Here is a 17,501-nt window from a genome sequence, read left to right as displayed (position 1 = left end):
CAACGCGCCCATTGCGACGTGTTAAGTTCGTCAGGCGGCTTGCGCCACATCCTCGTCGGCGACATTGCGGATCAGGTAATCGAAGGCGGAGAGGCCCGCTTTCGATCCTTCACCCATTGCCACCACGATCTGCTTGTAAGGAACAGTGGTGCAATCGCCCGCCGCGAAGACGCCCGGCAGATTGGTCGCGCCGTGGGAATCGATCACGATTTCGCCATAGCGGCTGAGTTCGAGCCCACTGTCCTTCAGCCACTCGGTATTGGGCACCAGGCCGATCTGGACGAATACGCCTTCCAGCTCGATCTGGCGTTCCTCGCCGCTGGTGCGGTCGATGTAAACCAGCCCGTTCACCCGGCCATTGGCGCCGGTGATCTCGGTCGTCTGGGCGGATTTGATGATGGTGACATTGGCGAGGCTCTGCAGCTTGGCTTGCAGCACTTCATCGGCGCGCAGCTTGCTGTCGAATTCGATCAGCGTGACATGGCCGACGATATTGGCGAGGTCGATCGCCGCCTCGACACCGGAATTGCCGCCGCCGATCACGGCCACGCGCTTGCCCTTGAACAGTGGACCGTCGCAGTGGGGGCAATAGGCTACGCCCTTGTTGCGATACTCCGCCTCTCCCGGAACGCCCAGTTCGCGCCAGCGGGCGCCGGTCGCCAGGACCAGCGCGCGGGTCTTCAGCGAACCGCCATTGGCGAATTCGACCGTGTGCATCCCGCCTGCATGGTCGGCGGCAATGAGCCGGGCTGCGGTGGCAAGGTTGATTACATCGATATCGTATTCGCCGACATGGCGCTGCATCTCGCCCGCCAGCTTGGGCCCTTCGGTATAGGGGGTGCCGGGAAGGTTCTCGATGCCGAGAGTGTCCTGCAGTTGGCCGCCGAAGCGCTCCCCGGCAAGTCCGGTCCGGAAGCCCTTGCGCGCGGTGTAGATCGCGCTGCCGACACCTGCCGGGCCGCTGCCCAGCACCAGCACTTCGAACGGCGCCTTCGCGGCAAATTGCGCGGCAGCGCGATCACCGGCGCCATCGTCGAGCTTCGCCAGAATCTCGGCCAGTTCCATCTTGCCGTTGTAGAAGGGGGCGCCGTTGAGGAAGGTCGCTGGCACTGCCAGGATATCGCGCGCCTCGACTTCAGCCTGGAACGTGCCGCCTTCGATCAGCGTGGCAGAAATGCGCGGATTCTCCAGCGCCATCAGCGTCAGCGCCTGCACCACATCGGGGCAATTGTGGCAGCTGAGCGAGAAGAACATTTCGAATTCGTAGTCGCTGTCCAGCGCGCGGACCTGTTCGATCAGATCGGCATCGACCTTGGGCGGGTGGCCGCCAGCCCACAGCAGCGCCAGCACCAGCGAGGTGAATTCGTGGCCCATCGGCAGCCCGGCGAAGCGCACGGCGCGCGATGTGTCGCTGGCGCGGCGAATTTCGAAGCTGGGCTTGCGGGCATTGTCACCGTCAAAGCTGGCCGAGACGAGGTCATGCAGCGCGGAAATCTCTTCCAGCAGCTCGCGTGTCTGCGCGGACTTGGCATCGTCACCCAGGCTGGCGACGAGCTCGATCGGCTCGCGCAAATTGGCGAGATACTGCTTAAGCTGGTCCTTCATGGCTTGGTCGAGCATGGGGTTACCCTTGCGGCTGGAATGGACGGGAAAGGTGGAAGGCCCGGGGCGCTGGGTTGGGAGGGGGAGGATCGCGCCCCGGGCCTTCTGGTCAAACCCGGACGGAGGAAGGGCCGGGCTTAGCCTATTTCAGATGGCTTAGATCTTGCCGACGAGGTCGAGCGAAGGCGCGAGGGTCTCGGCGCCTTCTTCCCATGCTGCCGGGCAGACCTGGCCGGGGTTGGCGCGCACATACTGGGCGGCCTTGATCTTGCGGGTCAGTTCGTTGGCATTGCGGCCCACGCCTTCGCAGGTGATTTCCATGATCTGGATCACACCGTCAGGGTCGACCACGAAGGTCGCACGGTCGGCCAGGCCCACGCCTTCGCGCAGCACGCCGAAATTGTTCGACAGCACGTGGTTCTGGTCGCCAAGGAACGGGAACTTCAGCTTGCCGATCTTGTCCGAGGTGTCGTGCCAGGCCTTGTGGCTGAAGTGCGTGTCGGTCGACACGGCGTAAACTTCAACGCCCATGCCCTGCAGCATGTCATACTTCTCGCCCATGTCTTCGAGCTCGGTCGGGCAGACGAAGGTGAAGTCGGCCGGATAGAAGAAGAAGACGCTCCATTTGCCCTTGAGGTCTTCGTCGGTGACGTCGAAGAAGTCCTTGCCGGCCTGGAATGCGGTTGCCTTGAACGGCTGGATGGTGGTTCCGATGATACCCATGATGCAAATTCCCTGTGTTCATGATTGGGGGTGAATTTCGCACCTGCACATAGTTATTGCTGCGCCGCACAAAAGCGAATTTGTGCGATTGCGAAGATCGAAATTTTCAATCAGAGATACGGGAACTAATCTGGATTTCCGCTCACCGAAGTGAGCTCGGTTCCCTATTCGCTCTCAGCGGCGGCCTTAGGTATCAGTAGCTTCTCGGCCTGGATCGTGCGGCTCATCGATATCACATGGTCGACACCTTCGATCGTGATCGCATAGGTCCCGCGCTCGGTCATTTCGACGAAACCCTTTTCTCTCAGGTACCAGATGTGGAACTGGAAGTTTTCGTCCGAACAGCCGAGCATTTCCTGCAGGCTATAGGGGCCAACGCCCGGATCATCCGACCTTTGCCGCCTGCGCTTGTAGAGATGGAACAGGATCTTCTCATGCGCTTCGGCATCGTCGATCGCGGATTTCTCGTCGATCCAGATCTCTTCGTTGGCAGGATAAGGCCGGAACGACACACCCATATGCAGGGCATATTGCTTGTCATATTCGGCGCGCTTGGTCGCATCCCTCAAGACAGCATAAGCTTCAATGGTTTCCTGGAACCGCTCGACATTGGCGGTTTCCGGGTGATCGGGATGGTACATCTGGGCAAAGTGCCGATAGGCCTTCTCAAGGATCTTGGCGTCGCAAGTCGGATCGACCTGCAGCCGCTCATAATAATCTACGAATTCCTGCGCAGTATCCATTCCAATGCCTCATGGGTCTGTGCCGGCGAACCGGTGCAGTAACGAATGAAGCGACCATTCTTTTGGGCTGCGCGCCTTTTGCAGATCGGGAAGCCGGGATGCAGTTTCTTGTTTCATTGCCGCGATGTCAAAGAATATTTGCCTGTCAGTCCAGTATCTTGGCGGTGAGGCCGGGATCAGAAGGGCGCCGCCTTCCGGGGAAAGCGGCGCCCTTTGCTTGCGTGGTCGATTGTCGCGCTAAGGCTCCCTCGTCACGGGTGCGTATGCGTAAAGAAGCGCTGCGATGCCGAAATCAACTCGCCATTCTTTTCCCGCAGGGCCTTGGCTGCTTCCTCGCCGCCAACCAGCTTCAGGAATTCCTGCCTGAAGCGGTCCCGTTCGGGCGAGGCATGCGTGTCGAATGCAGCGAGCCCGCGGGGGATTTCGCGCACGATCATCAGGTCCCACGATCCGTCCATCATCCAATGTACCTGTGCCGGGGGCAGGCCCGCGGCCTTGGCGGCTGGCGCCCAGTACTTGTCGTTCATCTCGGTCCAGGTGTCGGCCTTGTCCGGCGCGAAGCGCAGGAATTCGACGCTGTAGGTTGTGCGCGGCTGCTCGGACTCGTCCTGAGCGATTGCCGGTGCGGCGGTCAAGGCAAGAGAAATGGCGGCCATGCCACCCAAAACTGTACGGATCATAGGTAAGTCCCCCTTCAAGGTTTGGCGACCCTTGAGTTGGCTTCCGACCCGTGCACGCGCCGTCAAATGTGGGGCGTGGTGACCTCTTTAGAGCCTAAATCGCGGTGGGTTACAAGCGGTTCCTCGCCGCGTTATCGCTCGCTAATTGTGCGCGTTCTGCGCCCGGTGCAGCAGCTTGTGATCGGCCAGCACCAGCGCCATCATCGCTTCGACCACGGGCGTGCCGCGAATGCCCACGCATGGATCGTGGCGACCCTTTGTGCGGATTTCGGTCGCTTCGCCGTCAGACGTGATTGTCTCGACCGGGGTCAGGATCGAACTGGTCGGCTTGAACGCGACCCGGCACACCACCGGCTGCCCGGTCGAGATGCCGCCTGCGGTGCCGCCCGCATGGTTGGCGGTGAAGCGCGGATTGCCTTCGTTGCCGGGCCGCATCGGATCAGCGTTCTCTTCGCCGGTGAGGCGCGCGGCTTCGAACCCGTCCCCGATCTCCACGCCCTTGACCGCATTGATGCTCATCATCGCGGCAGCAAGATCGCTGTCGAGCTTGGCGTAAATCGGCGCCCCCCATCCGGCGGGAACGCCTTCGGCCACGCATTCGACGATCGCGCCCAGTGACGAGCCCGCCTTGCGCGCGGCATCGACTTTCTCTTCCCAGCGCTTGGCAGCTGCCGCATCGGGGCAGAAGAACGGGTTCTTACCGATTTCGGCAAAGTCGATGTTGTCGCGGTCGATCTTGTCGCCGCCCAGCTCGCAGACATAGGCGGTGATGGTCACTTCCGGGATGATCAGCCTTGCAATCGCGCCTGCCGCCACCCGCGCCGCGGTTTCGCGTGCACTGCTGCGCCCGCCGCCGCGATAGTCACGGATGCCGTATTTCGCGTCATAGGCGTAATCGGCATGGCCGGGGCGATAGGCCTTGGCGATCTCCGAATAATCCTTACTGCGCTGATCGGTGTTCTCGATCATCAGGCTGATCGGCGTGCCGGTGGTCTGGCCTTCGAACGTGCCTGACAGGATACGAACCAGGTCTGCTTCCTGCCGTTGTGTCGTAAAGCGGTTCTGCCCCGGCTTGCGCGCATCGAGGAATGGCTGGATATCGCTTTCGCTCAGCGCAATGAGCGGCGGGCAGCCATCGACCACCGCACCCAGCGCCGGGCCATGGCTTTCGCCCCAGGTGGTAAAGCGCAGCACGCGTCCGAAAGTGTTCCAGCTCATGCGAAGTGCATTGGCGCAACTGTGGGCTGCTGTCCATATTCCCTAGCCAAATCGCGCGCTCTAAGGCAGGAACAGAACATGATCGCAAAGCTGAAGGGCCTGCTCGACGAAACCGGCACCGACTGGGCGGTGATCGATGTGCAAGGCGTGGGCTATCTCGTCCATTGTTCGGCCAAGACGCTGAGCGCGCTGGGCGAGAAGGGCGAGGCCTGCACCGTCTATACCGATCTGCAGGTTTCCGAGAATGACATGCGCCTGCTGGGCTTTGCTGACAGTGCCGAGCGTGACTGGTTCCGCTTGCTCACGCAGGTGCAGGGCGTGGGCAGCAAGGTGGGGCTGGCGATCCTCTCCGCACTATCGACGGGTGAGTTGCGCGATGCCTGCGCCGGCGGCGATGCGGCAATGGTGGCGCGTGCGCAGGGCGTGGGGCCGAAGCTCGCGGGGCGGATCGTCAACGAGCTGAAGGACAAGGCGGGCGCGCTTCCCGGAGGAAGCATGGCTGGTGTGGCGTTGGGCGGAGGGGTTCCGGCTGGCAGTGCCAGCGCCGACGCGGTCAGCGCGCTGGAGAACCTCGGCTTCAAGCCAGCCACCGCCGCGCAGGCCGTCGCCCGCGCGCAGGGCGAACTGGGCGAAGGCGCATCGGAAAGCGAACTGATCCGCGTGGCGCTGAAGAGGGCGGCGGGGTGATGGAAGAGAGGATCGAACAATGCTGAAAGCCCTATCCCCGCTGCGCCGCGCGATCATTGCCGGATATGCGCTCGCATGTCTTGGCTTCCTCGTCAGCACCGGCAGTTGGGACGGGATGGGCACGCTGCTCTTCGCAGTGCCGCTGTTCTTCTGGATGATCCTGCCAGTCACCGGGCTCGCGCTGGCGCAGCCGCTGGGCCAGATCACCGCCATCGGCGCCGTGGTGATCGGGCTGGGCGGGCTCTATCTCTATTGGCGTGCCTTCTTCGGACCAGACATGGATCCGCAGTCTGCCCTCGCCTACATCGTGCTGCCGGTCTACCAGATGCTCGCCAGCCTTCCGGTGATCATTGCCGCGCTCATCGCGATAAAGATCGGGCAGGGCCGGAAGTGAGCGCGAAAGGATCCGCAATGCTCAAGCTTCTCACCGCTACCATGGGTGCAATCGCTCTCGCCGTACCTGCCGCCGCGCAGGACATGTCAGCCTTCACCACCGGCCCGGTGCTCGAACAATATGGCCCGGTCGCCCCGGTCGAGAGCGATATGCCGATTCCCGAAGGCGCCGAGTTCAAGGTTGCCTTCGATGTTGCCGCAGGGGCGGAGACGGGCAAGCTCAACCGCACGCTGGAAAGCGCCGCGCGCTTCATCAACATGCATGCCCGCGCGGGCGTGCCGTTGGAGAAAATCAATGGCGCCGTGGTGGTGCATGGCAAGGCCTCGGAAGATCTGCTCGGCGAGCAGGAATATGCCAAGCGCCGTGACGGGTCCGAAAACGTGAATATCGCGCTGATCGGGGCGCTTACCGGAAAGGGCGTGCGGGTGATCCTGTGCGGGCAATCGGCCGCCGCCTATGGCATCACGAATGACTTGCTTGCGCCCGGTGTCGAGATGGCGCTTTCTGCCATGACCGCGCATGCGCTGCTCCAACAGAACGGCTATACGGTGAACCCGTTCTGATGGCCGATCCCGTCCCCCTTCATTCGCCCGAGCGGCAACCCGACGATCCGGACGCAGCGCTGCGGCCCAAGTCGCTCGCCGAATTCGTCGGGCAGGAGGCCGCGCGCGAGAATTTGAGCGTGTTCATCGAAAGCGCGCGCAGCCGCGGTGAGGCGATGGACCACACGCTGTTCTTCGGCCCGCCGGGGCTGGGCAAGACCACGCTGGCGCAGATCGTGGCGAAGGAACTGGGCGTAGGCTTTCGCGCCACATCCGGCCCGGTGATCGCCAAGGCGGGAGACCTTGCTGCGCTGCTGACCAATCTCGAACCGCACGATGTGCTGTTCATTGACGAAATCCACCGGCTCAATCCGGTGGTCGAGGAAATCCTCTATCCTGCGATGGAGGACCGCGCGCTCGACATCATAATCGGCGAGGGGCCCTCGGCGCGTTCGGTGCGGATCGACCTGCCGCCCTTCACGCTGATCGGCGCGACCACGCGGCAGGGCCTGCTGACCACGCCGCTGCGCGACCGCTTCGGCATCCCCTTGCGGCTCAATTTCTACACCCATGCCGAGCTGGAGCGGGTGGTGGCGCGCGGCGCGCGTCTGCTGGGGCTCGATATCGACCAGGATGGCGCCCGCGAGATCGCTCGCCGTTCGCGCGGCACGCCGCGCGTGGCCGGGCGGCTGCTGCGCCGGGTGCGCGATTTCGCCCATGTCGCGGGGCAAGGCACTGTCACCCGCACGATTGCTGATGATGCGCTGACGCGGCTCGAGATTGACCGGCTGGGGCTCGATGCGATGGACCGGCGCTATCTTGCGATGATCGCGACCACTTACAAGGGCGGCCCGGTCGGTGTCGAAACGCTGGCTGCGGGCCTCGCGGAGCCGCGCGATACGGTCGAGGATGTGATCGAACCCTATCTGATCCAGCTCGGCCTGCTGGCGCGGACTGCGCGCGGCCGGGTGCTCAATGATGACGGGTGGGCGCATCTCGAGATGCAACCGCCGAAGAAACCTCAGGGCGGGCTGTTCGATGAGGCGCAATAGCCGTCTTAAAGGCCCGTTTCGTTAAGGCCAGCGCCTACCCCGGTCCCGATTTGGGACGCGGTTTGCCAAGCCTGGTAGGAATTGGCCGATTCCGTAGCCCCCCGCCACCCCGAACATGGTTAACCGCGTTGAAGCGAATCGGGCTGATGTGGTCCAAGATGAGCAACCGGTTGGCCTGGTCCAATCGTCGAGGCGGCTGCAGCACAATTTGGGGGGCGCTGCAGCCGCCCCGGTACCCGATTACGAGTTTGGCTGGTTCGTCAGCGACCCAAGGAACCAGTCAATTGATTTCCCGCAGGAAGCGCCAGTCTCCTGCTTTGCATGCGGGATTGAATACCTGGTCAAAGGGCGGCTCGCTTGATGCGCAGCCGCCCCTTTTTTGTCCGTTTTCCTGCGCTCAGCGCGCGGTGAGCGGAAACCCGGCTTCTTCCCACGACAGGATCCCGCCTTCGAGGTGCCTTGCCGTCTTGCCGGTTTCAGCCGCGAGCCGCTCGGCAGCAATGCCGCTGCGCCGGCCCGAACGGCAATAGAGCACCACTTCGCGCCCGTCTGACAGGTCAAGCTTGGCCGGATCGAAATTGTCGAGCGCGATATGCTCGGCGCCGGGGATCATGCCTTCGGCCACTTCTTCGTCGGTGCGCACATCGATCAGGCGGATCTGGCCGGTGTCGACGAGGCTTGCGAGTTCGCTGGCGCTGAGCGTGGCGATTGACGCAGCAGGCGCAGCTTCTGCCGCTTCGTCAGTCGCCGTCGCTGCACCGCAGCCAGCCAGCGCCAGCGCGACGCCAAGGATAGCGAACCGCAGCATCAGTCCGCAGCCAGCTTGCGCAGCACGTACTGCAGGATGCCGCCGTTGCGATAATACTCCATCTCGTTCGCGGTATCGATGCGGCAACGCGCGGTGAAGGCGAAGCTGGTGCCATCGGCGCGGGTCACTTCGACTTCGACGTCCTGCTGCGGGGTCAGGTCAGCCAGGCCCTTGATACTGAAGGTGTCGTCACCAGTCAGGCCCAGCGTCTCGCGCGTATCGCCGTCCTTGAACTGCAGCGGCAGCACGCCCATGCCGACGAGGTTGGAACGGTGGATGCGCTCGAAGCTTTCGACGATGACCGCGCGCACCCCCAGCAGGATCGTACCTTTGGCGGCCCAGTCGCGGCTGGAGCCGGTGCCGTATTCCTTGCCGCCGATCACCACCAGCGGGGTGCCGTCGGCCTTGTGCTTCATCGCGGCGTCATAGATCGCCATCTGCTCGCCGTTGTAGGTGGTGTAGCCACCCTCGACACCCGGCACCATTTCGTTCTTGATGCGGATATTGGCGAAGGTGCCGCGCATCATAACTTCGTGGTTGCCGCGGCGCGAGCCATAGGAATTGAAGTCAGCCTTCGAAACCTGGTTTTCCATCAGGTACTTGCCGCCCGGACTGTCTTCCTTGATCGAGCCTGCGGGGCTGATGTGGTCGGTCGTGACACTGTCACCCAGGATCGCCAGTGGCTTCGCATCGGTGATGTCGGTCACCGGCGCGGGAGTCATTTCCATCCCCTCGAAATAGGGCGGGTTGGCAACGTAGGTGCTGCCCGGGCGCCACTGATAGGTGTCCGATGCTTCGACCTTGATCGCCTGCCAATGCTCGTCGCCCTTGTAGACATCGGCATAGCGTTTTTCGAACATGGTGCGGTCGATATTGGCGACGCGGTGTTCGTAGACTTCCTTATTCGAAGGCCACAGGTCGGCAAGCATCACGTCATTGCCGTCCTTGTCCTGACCGATCGGGGTGGTGGTGATGTCTTCGGTTACTGTGCCCTTCAGCGCATAGGCCACCACCAGCGGCGGCGAGGCGAGGAAGTTCGCGCGTACATCTGGCGACACGCGACCTTCGAAGTTGCGGTTGCCCGACAGGACCGAGGCGGCGACAATGTCATTGCCGTTGATCGCCTTGCTGATCGGCGGGGCAAGCGGGCCCGAATTGCCGATGCAGGTGGTGCAGCCATAGCCGACCAGATCGAAGCCGATAGCATCGAGATGTTCCTGCAGGCCTGACTTGACGAGATAGTCCGTCACCACCTGCGATCCGGGCGCCAGGCTGGTCTTGACCCACGGCTTGGGCTTGAGGCCACGCTCGTTGGCCTTCTTGGCGACGAGTCCGGCGGCGATCAGCACATCGGGGTTCGAAGTGTTGGTGCAGCTGGTGATCGCAGCGATCACCACGTCGCCGTCGCCGATGTCGTGGTCCTTGCCGTCGACCGGCACACGCGCAGGCGCGGCCTTGCCATAGACCTTGGCCAGATCGGTGTTGAACAGCTCGTCCACTTCGGGAAGGATGACCTTGTCCTGCGGGCGCTTGGGACCGGCAAGTGACGGCACGACCGCCGCCATGTCGAGCTCGAGCGTTTTGGTGAACACCGGCTCGTTTTCCGGCGTGAACCACATGCCCTGTTCGCGCGCATAGGCTTCGACCAGCGCGATGGTCTCTTCCGGACGGCCGGTAAGGCGCATGTAATCGAGCGTCTTGTCGTCGATCCCGAAGAAACCGCAGGTCGCCCCATATTCCGGTGCCATGTTGGCGATGGTCGCACGGTCGGCCAGGCTGAGGTTCGACACGCCCGGGCCGTAGAATTCGACAAAGCTGCCCACCACACCAACTTCGCGCAGCATCTGCACGCAGGTCAGCACCAGGTCGGTTGCGGTCACCCCTTCGGCCATTGCTCCGGTCAGCTTGAAGCCAACCACTTCGGGGATCAGCATCGAGACCGGCTGGCCGAGCATGGCGGCTTCGGCTTCGATTCCGCCGACACCCCAGCCTAGCACCCCCAGGCCGTTGATCATGGTGGTGTGGCTGTCCGTACCGACGCAGGTATCAGGGTATGCGACAGTGGCGCCATCCTGGTCTTCGGACGACCATACGCCCTTACCCAGGTACTCGAGGTTGACCTGGTGGCAGATGCCGGTGCCCGGAGGAACGGCAGTGAAGTTCTTGAAGCTCTTCGAACCCCACTTCAGGAAGTCGTAGCGCTCGGCATTGCGGGCATATTCCAGCTCGACATTCTTTTCGAACGCCTTGGGGTGGCCGAATTCGTCAACCATCACCGAGTGGTCGATCACCAGGTTGACCGGCACTTGCGGGTTGATCTTGGCAGTATCGCCGCCGAGCTTGGCGATCGCGTCACGCATGGCGGCAAGGTCAACCACGCACGGCACGCCGGTGAAGTCCTGCAGCAGCACGCGGGCCGGGCGATACTGGATCTCGCTGCCGGTGACGGGGTTCTTCTGCCAGTCGGCAATCGCCTGGATGTCATCGGTCGAAACGGTGAAGCCGCCATCTTCGAAGCGGAGCAGGTTTTCCAACAGGACCTTCATCGAGATCGGCAGCTTCGAAACATCGCCGATCGTCGCTTCCGCCTTGGCGAAGGAGTAATAGGCGTAATCCTTGCCGTCGACGGTGAGGGTTGAGCGGGTTCCGAGCGTGTCCTTGCCGACCTGGGTCATCAGGGGTCCTTTCATCGCGAGAATTGGATCGGCCGCACAGGGAGAGCCAGCGGGCCGGAAAATCTGCCGCGCACCTGCTCTTTCGCGCGCGTTTGGTCAAGGGGGCGGCAGGGGGGAAATTGGCTTAAATGGCGGTTTGTTCGGGCGGCGCTGGCGACTTGTCGCGCCGCGCCACGATCAGGCAGCCCAAGACAATCAGGCACGCTCCGGCAATCGTCGTCACGGTCACGCGTTCGCCGAAGAAGGTCCACCCGAACAGCGCGGCCCACAGGAAGCCGGAGTATTCCATCGGCACCAGCACCTGTGCCTCCGCCCGGGCATAGGCCCAGGTCAGGACGAACGCTCCCGCTACAGTCAGGCCCGCCGCAATGGCGATATCGCGCAGGATCGCGAATTCCGGCAGCACCAGGAACCAGGGGGCGAACACGGCCTGCACCAGGCAGGCCACGCCACTGTGGAAGGTGGTCGCCTCTGCGGGACTGGAGACCAGCGCCTGCTTGCGGATCACCACGAAATTGGCGGCATAGAGCAAGGCGGAGAACAGGATCGCAGCAAGCCCCTTGAGCGTTTCGGCGTCATATTCCGCTTCGCCCAGCCGCCCGCCGACGATCACGATCGTTCCGGCAAGGCCGAGCACGGAACCGACGATCGCTTCCTTGCGTATGACCTCGCCCAGCCAGATCGCCGCCAGATAAAGCGCGATCAGCGGGGCAATGAAGGAGATCGCGATCGCCTCGGCAATCGGCAGCTTGGTGAGCGCATAGAAGAAGCTCAAAGCCATGAAGCCCGACACCACCCCGCGCAGGATGTGCAGCCGGAGCACGGCTTGCTTGGGCCATCGTCCTCCGCCGCCAAGCCAGATCGGGGCGATGATCGCGGTGCCCATCGCCGATCTCAGCACAGATGCGCTGTATGCACCGGCGGCAAGTGCTGCCCCTTTCATGAAGGCGTCCATCAGCGAGAGGAAGCCAACCCCAAGCAATGCCGCGGCAATGGGCAGCAGAATCCGTTGGCGATCGCTCATAGGCGGGCAATAGGGAGGGCGGATGTTGGCGTCATCTGTTAAAGCAATTCAGCGCAGCGAAAGCTGTGGGAATTGATAGAAGGGCTTCCGCGCGATAGGATGTGCAAAACGCCGAAATCACGTCGGTTTCGGTTGGAAGAAGGACAAGATTCGTAATGAGATTGCGACTGCGTGATGGTTTGTTTGCGAGCGTTGCCCTGGCCTTGGCCGGTGGGACTGCCGTGGCGCAGGAGCGTTCGCCCGATGACTTGCTGGCGCAGGCTCAGCAGCAGGGCAAAAATGCAGCGCCGGGAAGCATGGAAGAGGCCTTTCCGCGGATGGTGTCCGATCCGATAGTGCAGGGCGAATTCAATGGCGAAGTTGTCCCGCTGGTGCAGGAATGGACCCCGCAGCAGGCCTCTGCGCTGGCGATGGTCGTGCGCGGAATCGATGCCGAGGGGCTCGATCCCACAGACTACCAGCTTGACGCCTTGCTTGCGGAGATTGGCCGCGGGCCGTCCGCTGCGCTCAACGAAGTGGCAAGCCGCACCTTCGTGTGGCTGGTGGAAGACCTGCGCGACGGGCGCACGCCGATGGACGCGCGCAAGCAATGGTTCGTGATCGATCCCGACCGCGATCTTTACCGTTCGAGCGAGCTGATGCGCGACGCGCTGGCCAATGGCGATATCGCGGGTGCGCTCGCCAGCCTCAATCCGGTGCACCCCGACTATATACGGCTGCGAGAGGCTTTGGCCAAGGCCAAGGACCCAGCCAAGCGCAAGCTGATCCGTGCCAACATGGATCGCTGGCGCTGGCTCGCCCGCGATCTTGGCCCGCAATATCTCATCACTAACGTGCCCGAATACCAGCTTCGGCTGACAGTGAATGACAAGATCATCAGCACCTATCGCACGATTGTGGGCAAGCCCGGGCGCACGGCAACCCCGCAGCTGGCCGAAGTGGTCGAAGGGGTGGTGTTCAACCCGACCTGGACTGTGCCGCAATCAATCGTGGTGGGCGAAGGGTTGGGGCAGAAAGTGCTCGGCAACCCGGGCTGGGCGCGCGCGAATGGCTACAAGGCGACCAAGGGCGCCAACGGCTGGATCACGGTCGTCCAGCAGCCCGGGCCGGGCAATTCTCTGGGCCGGATGAAGCTGGAAATGCCCAATGAGCATGCGATCTTCCTGCATGACACGCCGTCGCGCCACCTGTTTGCGAACGAGCAGCGGGCGCTGAGCCATGGTTGCATCCGCACCGAGCGCGCGCTTGAACTGGCGATCACCATGGCGATCCTGGGCAAGGGAGCGACCAAGGAGGAAGCAGTCGAGATTGCGACTTCAGGAAAATATACCCTGGTGCCGATCCAGAAGCGGCTGCCGGTCTATATTACCTATTTCACCATGGCGACTGACATCGATGGCGAGCTCGCGACCTTCAAGGATATCTACGATCGTGACGCGCCGGTGTTGGCCAGCCTTGACAAGCCGCGCGTGCAGAACCGCGGGCGGACTAGCGATGAAGAGGTGATCGTGATCGAGGACGACCTGCAGGACGCTTGAGCAGACGGAAAGTCAGTAATTGCCGGGATTGTAGCGCTGGCTGGCCAGTGGCCGGCCCGGTTGCAGCAGCTCGATCGTGTTGCTGGCCAGGCGCTCGCCTTCATTGGCGAGGCCAAGGCTATCGGCGAACAGCAGCCTGCCGCCAGACAGGTTGAGCAGTGCAATGCGGAACTGCTCTTCGCCCATCGCGAAGCAGCCGTTCGACCGGCCCAGCCTGCCCCAGCGGTCGATATGCGAAGGTTCGGCATAGTCGGCGCGGTGCATCACGATATAGCGGCGCAGTGCAGCCTCGTTGGTGTCATCGAGCCCGCCAAGGCGCACCGAAGTGCCATAGCGTCCCTGGTACCATTCCCAGGTGACATAGGCGCCGCGGCTGGTCGCGTTCGAGCCTTCGACATTGGAATAACGCTTCAGGAAGCCGTCATGCTCCGGGTCGGAACCCATGCCATGGCTGACGTGGAAGCTTTGCACTTCCTCCCGCTCGAGATTGACGAAGTGAAAGCGCCGCTCGGCAGAATGCAGCCCGAAGTCGGCGATCCCGACAATATCGCGTTTCCAGATGGCGTTACCGGCGCGGTCGAGTTCGCGTTTGGCAATGGCAAACAGCTCGCGGTCACGCAGCGAGCCCTGCTGCGGCATGGCAAAGGCGCGCGCAGGTGCCGCCAGCACCGCGCCAGCTACCAGGCCACCCTTGATCAATTCGCGCCGTTTCATGTCACGCAAATGTATAGCGCATATCTTAGGTTCCCGTGAATAGGGCTTATGTGGCCTCGTGAATCGCCCTGGCGCGCATTCCCAACGCGATAGCGCCGGGCATCTGCGCTTTGATCGTTTCGCCGACCTTCGCAAGCGGCGCCAATCTGGGGCTTTTTTCCGCTATCAACCGCGCAATCGCCGGCCCCGTGGGATGCAGTCGGCTGCGGGCGTTGAAAGCGTTGGTCTTTTCATTCCCGGCCAGGATCGCCGTGCTCATCAAATTTGCCATCATTGCATAGGGATATGTATCGGTCGAATCCGTCAGCGGCGCCGGCGGGCACAGCGCGTTGCGTTCCGCGTCGGTTGCGAAATTGGCTTCAAGGAAAGCGGCCAGCGCGGCGCTATAGGGTACAAACGGCGTTTGCACCAATTGCAGCGTGATCCGGTTTCCGTCGAAGAACGGGCGCCTATCCTCGCGCACGGCAAAGGGTACGGCAGTGGCGGTGCAGTCGATAAACAGCGTATCTTGCGGCAGTTCGACGCTGTCAGCGCCGAAATGCATCCGGCCGGGCTCGATCGCGGTGACTCGCCCTTGGCGATAGACGTTGGTGATCCGGCGCAGCAGCTCCACTTCACCTTCGGAAATCACTGCAAAGTGGAACATTTTCGGAGTGACGTCAGGGTCGATCCGTAACATGAGGTTGCGCGCGCCCAAGCGCTCGAACAATTCGTCACCGGACTGCGATTGCGCCGCTTCCTCGACCAGGCCCAGTTGGAACTCGATCAGCCCCTCAAGTCGGTGATAGGCCGGCTGCAGGAACTTGCGATTGAACATCCAGCTGTCGCGCGGGCGCACCCAGCCTATCCGCTCCGGCGCGACACCCGCCTCAAGCAGCCACACCGCCGTGTCCATCGCCGTCTTCCCGGCGCCGAGGATCACATATTGGTCGGGCAGTTTGTCGGCCTTGTTCCACAATCCGGGCAAATCCCCCGGAACGGCGAGGCGCGCACCCAGCGCAATATCGAAAGCGGGCTTGTGGGTCGACGGGACCGAAGTTTGGAACCAGGTGGCGTCCACCAGCTTGCGGCGGATCGTGATCGTGGTTTCCTCGCTCGACAAAATGCCTTTGCAGCGATGGGTCTTTCCCTCTCCGCCAAGATAGGCGGTCAGCGGGTGATAGATGACGCGCCCGCTGGGGATCAGCCGCTCCGACATCAGCTTGCTGTAATAGGCAAGGATTTCGGCATGCTTGGCCAGCGGATACATGCCTGCGTTGTGGCCGTGTTCGTCGACCCGGTCGGGGCACAATTCCATCGAGTTGACGCCATAGGTCGCGCTCGGCTGGTGCAAGGCGACGAAGGAATAGGCGTCATTCCAATGCCCGCCGGGCCGGGCGTGCTTGTCGACGATGGTGATATGGCAAGCGGGATCCTCGTCGATCAGCGTATCGGCAAAGGCCAGGCCCACCGCGCCGGCGCCAATGATCAGATAGTCGGTTTCAAATTCGGCCATGATCGGTGGGTCTCCGTCGCGATATGCACGGCGCAATAGAGCAGACCTGTGCTTCGCATGCCAATGGCAAATTCGGGACTGGATGGAAGGCACACCGCTACGCACTGCTACATCGGGCGGGATTGCTGCGGGGGGAGCCCGCAGATATTCTCTGACCTCTATTCCTCCATTTCCGGAAACAAGCGATGCGCTCGAAACTCTCTTCAGCCAGGTTCCTCGGATATGCGATCGCGGGGGCTATTGCTCTGTCTGCGCCGACCAGCAGCGCGGTGTTCGCACAAACTGCACATGGCTACGCCGCGGATCAGGGCGAACCGTCCCGGATCTATGACCGCCCGACGCTCAACCGGCTGGTGCAGAACCGCGGCATGTCGCTGCAATGGATCTCGTGGGATGACAGCCGCGGCACGGTGAAAGTGGTGTGGGAAGGCAAGCAGCTGCGCCTGACCGGCAGCCAGCGGCAGGTCGGCGGGCCGGGCGAGATCGCGCTTGATGGCTACGTTACTGAAGTCGGCGTGGGCTACTTCACCTTCGAAGGCGAAATCCGCATTGCCAACACCCCGGACCAGGGCCGATCCTGCAAGAAGGACAAGAGCTGGCACTTTGCGGTGACGCAGCAGCGCCGCTATTTCCGGCTGCGCGAATTCGAATGGTGCGATTACCTGACCGACTACATCGACATCTATTTCTAGCGGACCATTTCCGGCCAGCGCCTGTTCTCGTCTGCCATCGATAGCATCGAGCGGGCATGCCGCCGGGCAACCGCCCGCTGGTCGTCACCATAGCCGCCGCCTAGCGCCGATGCGACCGGCAGACCCCGCTTGCGCGCTTGGCCCAGCACATAGCGGTCGCGCATTTCCAGCCCCACATCGGTGAGCGCCAAGCGGCCCAGCCGGTCATCGACATGCGGGTCAACCCCGGCCTGGTACAGCACAAGGTCCGGCGCAAAGCCATCGATCACCTCGGGCAGGTGCCTAGCAAGCGCTTCCATGTAACCGTCATCGTCCACCCCGTCAGGCAAGCCGACGTCGCGGCTCGAGCGGGCCTTGCGTACGGGAAAGTTCCGTTCGGCATGAAGCGATAGTGTAAAGATGTCCGCGCGCCCGGCGGTGAGGCTGGCAGTGCCGTCACCCTGGTGGACATCGCAGTCGACGATCAGGATGCGGCGTGCGTCGCCTTCCGCGATCAAGCGATTGGCGGCGACCGCAAGGTCATTGAACACGCAATAGCCTGCACCTGTTTCATGCAGCGCGTGGTGACTGCCTGCGGCGGAATTGGCGGCATAGCCATGCTGGATCGCCAGCTTCGCCGCGAGCCAGGTGCCGCCGTTGGTGTGGCGCACGCGGGTGCCAATCTGCGGCGTCACCGGGAAGCCGATCCGCCGCTCCTTCTCGCGCGGCACGGCGGCGCGGAACACTTCGTCGACATAGATCGGGCAATGCACCGCCTCCAGCCATTCGCGCGGCATCGGCTCGGGCGCATGTTCGGTGATCGGGGCCCCGTCGCTGCGCAACTCCTCCATCACGAGGTAGTATTTGTCGAAGCGGAAAGACCCGCGTTCCGGACGCGGGGCCATGTAATCGGCATGGTGAACGACGTGGAGCAT

The 17,501-nt window shown here is 62.7% G+C and carries 17 protein-coding genes; 6 read left to right on the top strand and 11 right to left on the bottom strand.

The features are described from left to right. Positions 1-30: 30 nt before the first annotated feature. The 5 genes from ahpF to aroC all read right to left on the bottom strand — a co-directional run bounded on the left by ahpF (position 31) and on the right by aroC (position 4,966). Positions 31-1,620 (bottom strand): alkyl hydroperoxide reductase subunit F, encoded by a 1,590-nt coding sequence (gene ahpF, locus G6N82_RS06555; protein ID WP_165194916.1) that lies wholly within the window; start codon positions 1,618-1,620, stop codon positions 31-33. 138 nt (positions 1,621-1,758) lie between these two features. Beyond that, positions 1,759-2,325 (bottom strand): alkyl hydroperoxide reductase subunit C, encoded by a 567-nt coding sequence (gene ahpC, locus G6N82_RS06550; protein ID WP_165194913.1) that lies wholly within the window; start codon positions 2,323-2,325, stop codon positions 1,759-1,761. Positions 2,326-2,489: 164 nt separating this feature from the next. Next, positions 2,490-3,068, bottom strand: a complete 579-nt coding sequence (locus tag G6N82_RS06545; protein WP_165194911.1) for a DnaJ domain-containing protein — start codon at positions 3,066-3,068, stop codon at positions 2,490-2,492. 251 nt (positions 3,069-3,319) lie between these two features. Then, positions 3,320-3,748, bottom strand: a complete 429-nt coding sequence (locus G6N82_RS06540) for a hypothetical protein (RefSeq protein WP_165194909.1) — start codon at positions 3,746-3,748, stop codon at positions 3,320-3,322. Between the two features lie 141 nt (positions 3,749-3,889). Continuing rightward, positions 3,890-4,966, bottom strand: coding sequence for a chorismate synthase (aroC, locus tag G6N82_RS06535; protein ID WP_165194907.1), 1,077 nt, complete (start codon positions 4,964-4,966; stop codon positions 3,890-3,892). A gap of 78 nt (positions 4,967-5,044) precedes the next feature. Here aroC and ruvA point away from each other — a divergent pair, with 78 nt between their 5' ends. From ruvA to ruvB, 4 genes are read left to right on the top strand one after another with little or no spacing between them, the layout of a single operon-like run. Further along, positions 5,045-5,653: a Holliday junction branch migration protein RuvA gene (ruvA, locus tag G6N82_RS06530; protein ID WP_165194905.1), complete on the top strand. Its 609-nt coding sequence runs from the start codon at positions 5,045-5,047 to the stop codon at positions 5,651-5,653. Positions 5,654-5,672: 19 nt separating this feature from the next. Beyond that, positions 5,673-6,047 (top strand): hypothetical protein, encoded by a 375-nt coding sequence (locus tag G6N82_RS06525; RefSeq protein WP_165194903.1) that lies wholly within the window; start codon positions 5,673-5,675, stop codon positions 6,045-6,047. 17 nt (positions 6,048-6,064) lie between these two features. Then, positions 6,065-6,610, top strand: coding sequence for a DsrE family protein (locus G6N82_RS06520; protein WP_241255220.1), 546 nt, complete (start codon positions 6,065-6,067; stop codon positions 6,608-6,610). Then, the gene (gene ruvB, locus G6N82_RS06515; protein ID WP_165194901.1) at positions 6,610-7,641 is read left to right on the top strand and encodes a Holliday junction branch migration DNA helicase RuvB; all 1,032 of its coding nucleotides are present in this window, start codon (positions 6,610-6,612) and stop codon (positions 7,639-7,641) included. The genes G6N82_RS06520 and ruvB overlap by 1 nt, the downstream gene beginning before the upstream one ends. 397 nt (positions 7,642-8,038) lie before the next feature. On the opposite strand, the gene G6N82_RS06510 is transcribed toward ruvB, so the two are convergent. The 3 genes from G6N82_RS06510 to G6N82_RS06500 form a co-directional block, all read right to left on the bottom strand. Continuing rightward, on the bottom strand, positions 8,039-8,449 hold the full coding sequence (locus tag G6N82_RS06510) for a rhodanese-like domain-containing protein (protein WP_165194899.1): 411 nt from the start codon (positions 8,447-8,449) through the stop codon (positions 8,039-8,041). Then, on the bottom strand, positions 8,449-11,124 hold the full coding sequence (acnA, locus tag G6N82_RS06505) for an aconitate hydratase AcnA (protein WP_165194897.1): 2,676 nt from the start codon (positions 11,122-11,124) through the stop codon (positions 8,449-8,451). The genes G6N82_RS06510 and acnA overlap by 1 nt, the downstream gene beginning before the upstream one ends. Positions 11,125-11,248: 124 nt before the next feature. After that, on the bottom strand, positions 11,249-12,148 hold the full coding sequence (locus tag G6N82_RS06500; RefSeq protein ID WP_165194895.1) for a DMT family transporter: 900 nt from the start codon (positions 12,146-12,148) through the stop codon (positions 11,249-11,251). Between the two features lie 155 nt (positions 12,149-12,303). Here G6N82_RS06500 and G6N82_RS06495 point away from each other — a divergent pair, with 155 nt between their 5' ends. Continuing rightward, positions 12,304-13,686, top strand: a complete 1,383-nt coding sequence (locus G6N82_RS06495) for a L,D-transpeptidase family protein (protein ID WP_165194893.1) — start codon at positions 12,304-12,306, stop codon at positions 13,684-13,686. A 12-nt stretch (positions 13,687-13,698) separates the two neighbouring features. Here the strand turns inward: G6N82_RS06495 and G6N82_RS06490 are convergent, their stop codons facing one another. Next, positions 13,699-14,400 (bottom strand): murein L,D-transpeptidase catalytic domain-containing protein, encoded by a 702-nt coding sequence (locus tag G6N82_RS06490; protein ID WP_165194891.1) that lies wholly within the window; start codon positions 14,398-14,400, stop codon positions 13,699-13,701. 46 nt (positions 14,401-14,446) lie between these two features. Further along, entirely contained in the window at positions 14,447-15,895 is a 1,449-nt protein-coding gene (locus G6N82_RS06485) for an NAD(P)-binding protein (RefSeq protein ID WP_165194889.1), read from the bottom strand. A 269-nt stretch (positions 15,896-16,164) separates the two neighbouring features. Here G6N82_RS06485 and G6N82_RS06480 point away from each other — a divergent pair, with 269 nt between their 5' ends. Then, positions 16,165-16,587, top strand: coding sequence for a hypothetical protein (locus G6N82_RS06480; protein ID WP_165194887.1), 423 nt, complete (start codon positions 16,165-16,167; stop codon positions 16,585-16,587). Here G6N82_RS06480 and G6N82_RS06475 read toward each other — a convergent pair. Continuing rightward, positions 16,584-17,501: a histone deacetylase gene (locus G6N82_RS06475; RefSeq protein ID WP_165194885.1), complete on the bottom strand. Its 918-nt coding sequence runs from the start codon at positions 17,499-17,501 to the stop codon at positions 16,584-16,586. The genes G6N82_RS06480 and G6N82_RS06475 overlap by 4 nt on opposite strands.

It is taken from the genome of Altererythrobacter sp. BO-6 (assembly GCF_011047315.1).
Taxonomy (GTDB): Bacteria; Pseudomonadota; Alphaproteobacteria; order Sphingomonadales; family Sphingomonadaceae; genus Erythrobacter.
Note: the sequence above shows the minus strand (reverse complement) of the source record. Positions and strands in the feature narration are given on the sequence as shown.

Excerpts from the sequence above, each read along its gene's own strand:
- G6N82_RS06495 (WP_165194893.1), top strand. The coding sequence starts at position 12,304 with ATGAGATTGCGACTGCGTGATGGTTTGTTTGCGAGCGTTGCCCTGGCC.
- ruvA (WP_165194905.1), top strand. The coding sequence starts at position 5,045 with ATGATCGCAAAGCTGAAGGGCCTGCTCGACGAAACCGGCACCGACTGG.
- aroC (WP_165194907.1), bottom strand. The coding sequence starts at position 4,966 with ATGAGCTGGAACACTTTCGGACGCGTGCTGCGCTTTACCACCTGGGGC.
- G6N82_RS06475 (WP_165194885.1), bottom strand. The coding sequence starts at position 17,501 with ATGCTCCACGTCGTTCACCATGCCGATTACATGGCCCCGCGTCCGGAA.
- G6N82_RS06520 (WP_241255220.1), top strand. The coding sequence starts at position 6,065 with ATGCTCAAGCTTCTCACCGCTACCATGGGTGCAATCGCTCTCGCCGTA.
- ahpF (WP_165194916.1), bottom strand. The coding sequence starts at position 1,620 with ATGCTCGACCAAGCCATGAAGGACCAGCTTAAGCAGTATCTCGCCAAT.
- G6N82_RS06525 (WP_165194903.1), top strand. The coding sequence starts at position 5,673 with ATGCTGAAAGCCCTATCCCCGCTGCGCCGCGCGATCATTGCCGGATAT.
- acnA (WP_165194897.1), bottom strand. The coding sequence starts at position 11,124 with ATGACCCAGGTCGGCAAGGACACGCTCGGAACCCGCTCAACCCTCACC.
- G6N82_RS06500 (WP_165194895.1), bottom strand. The coding sequence starts at position 12,148 with ATGAGCGATCGCCAACGGATTCTGCTGCCCATTGCCGCGGCATTGCTT.
- G6N82_RS06510 (WP_165194899.1), bottom strand. The coding sequence starts at position 8,449 with ATGCTGCGGTTCGCTATCCTTGGCGTCGCGCTGGCGCTGGCTGGCTGC.
- G6N82_RS06485 (WP_165194889.1), bottom strand. The coding sequence starts at position 15,895 with ATGGCCGAATTTGAAACCGACTATCTGATCATTGGCGCCGGCGCGGTG.
- G6N82_RS06540 (WP_165194909.1), bottom strand. The coding sequence starts at position 3,748 with ATGATCCGTACAGTTTTGGGTGGCATGGCCGCCATTTCTCTTGCCTTG.
- G6N82_RS06490 (WP_165194891.1), bottom strand. The coding sequence starts at position 14,400 with ATGAAACGGCGCGAATTGATCAAGGGTGGCCTGGTAGCTGGCGCGGTG.
- ahpC (WP_165194913.1), bottom strand. The coding sequence starts at position 2,325 with ATGGGTATCATCGGAACCACCATCCAGCCGTTCAAGGCAACCGCATTC.
- ruvB (WP_165194901.1), top strand. The coding sequence starts at position 6,610 with ATGGCCGATCCCGTCCCCCTTCATTCGCCCGAGCGGCAACCCGACGAT.
- G6N82_RS06545 (WP_165194911.1), bottom strand. The coding sequence starts at position 3,068 with ATGGATACTGCGCAGGAATTCGTAGATTATTATGAGCGGCTGCAGGTC.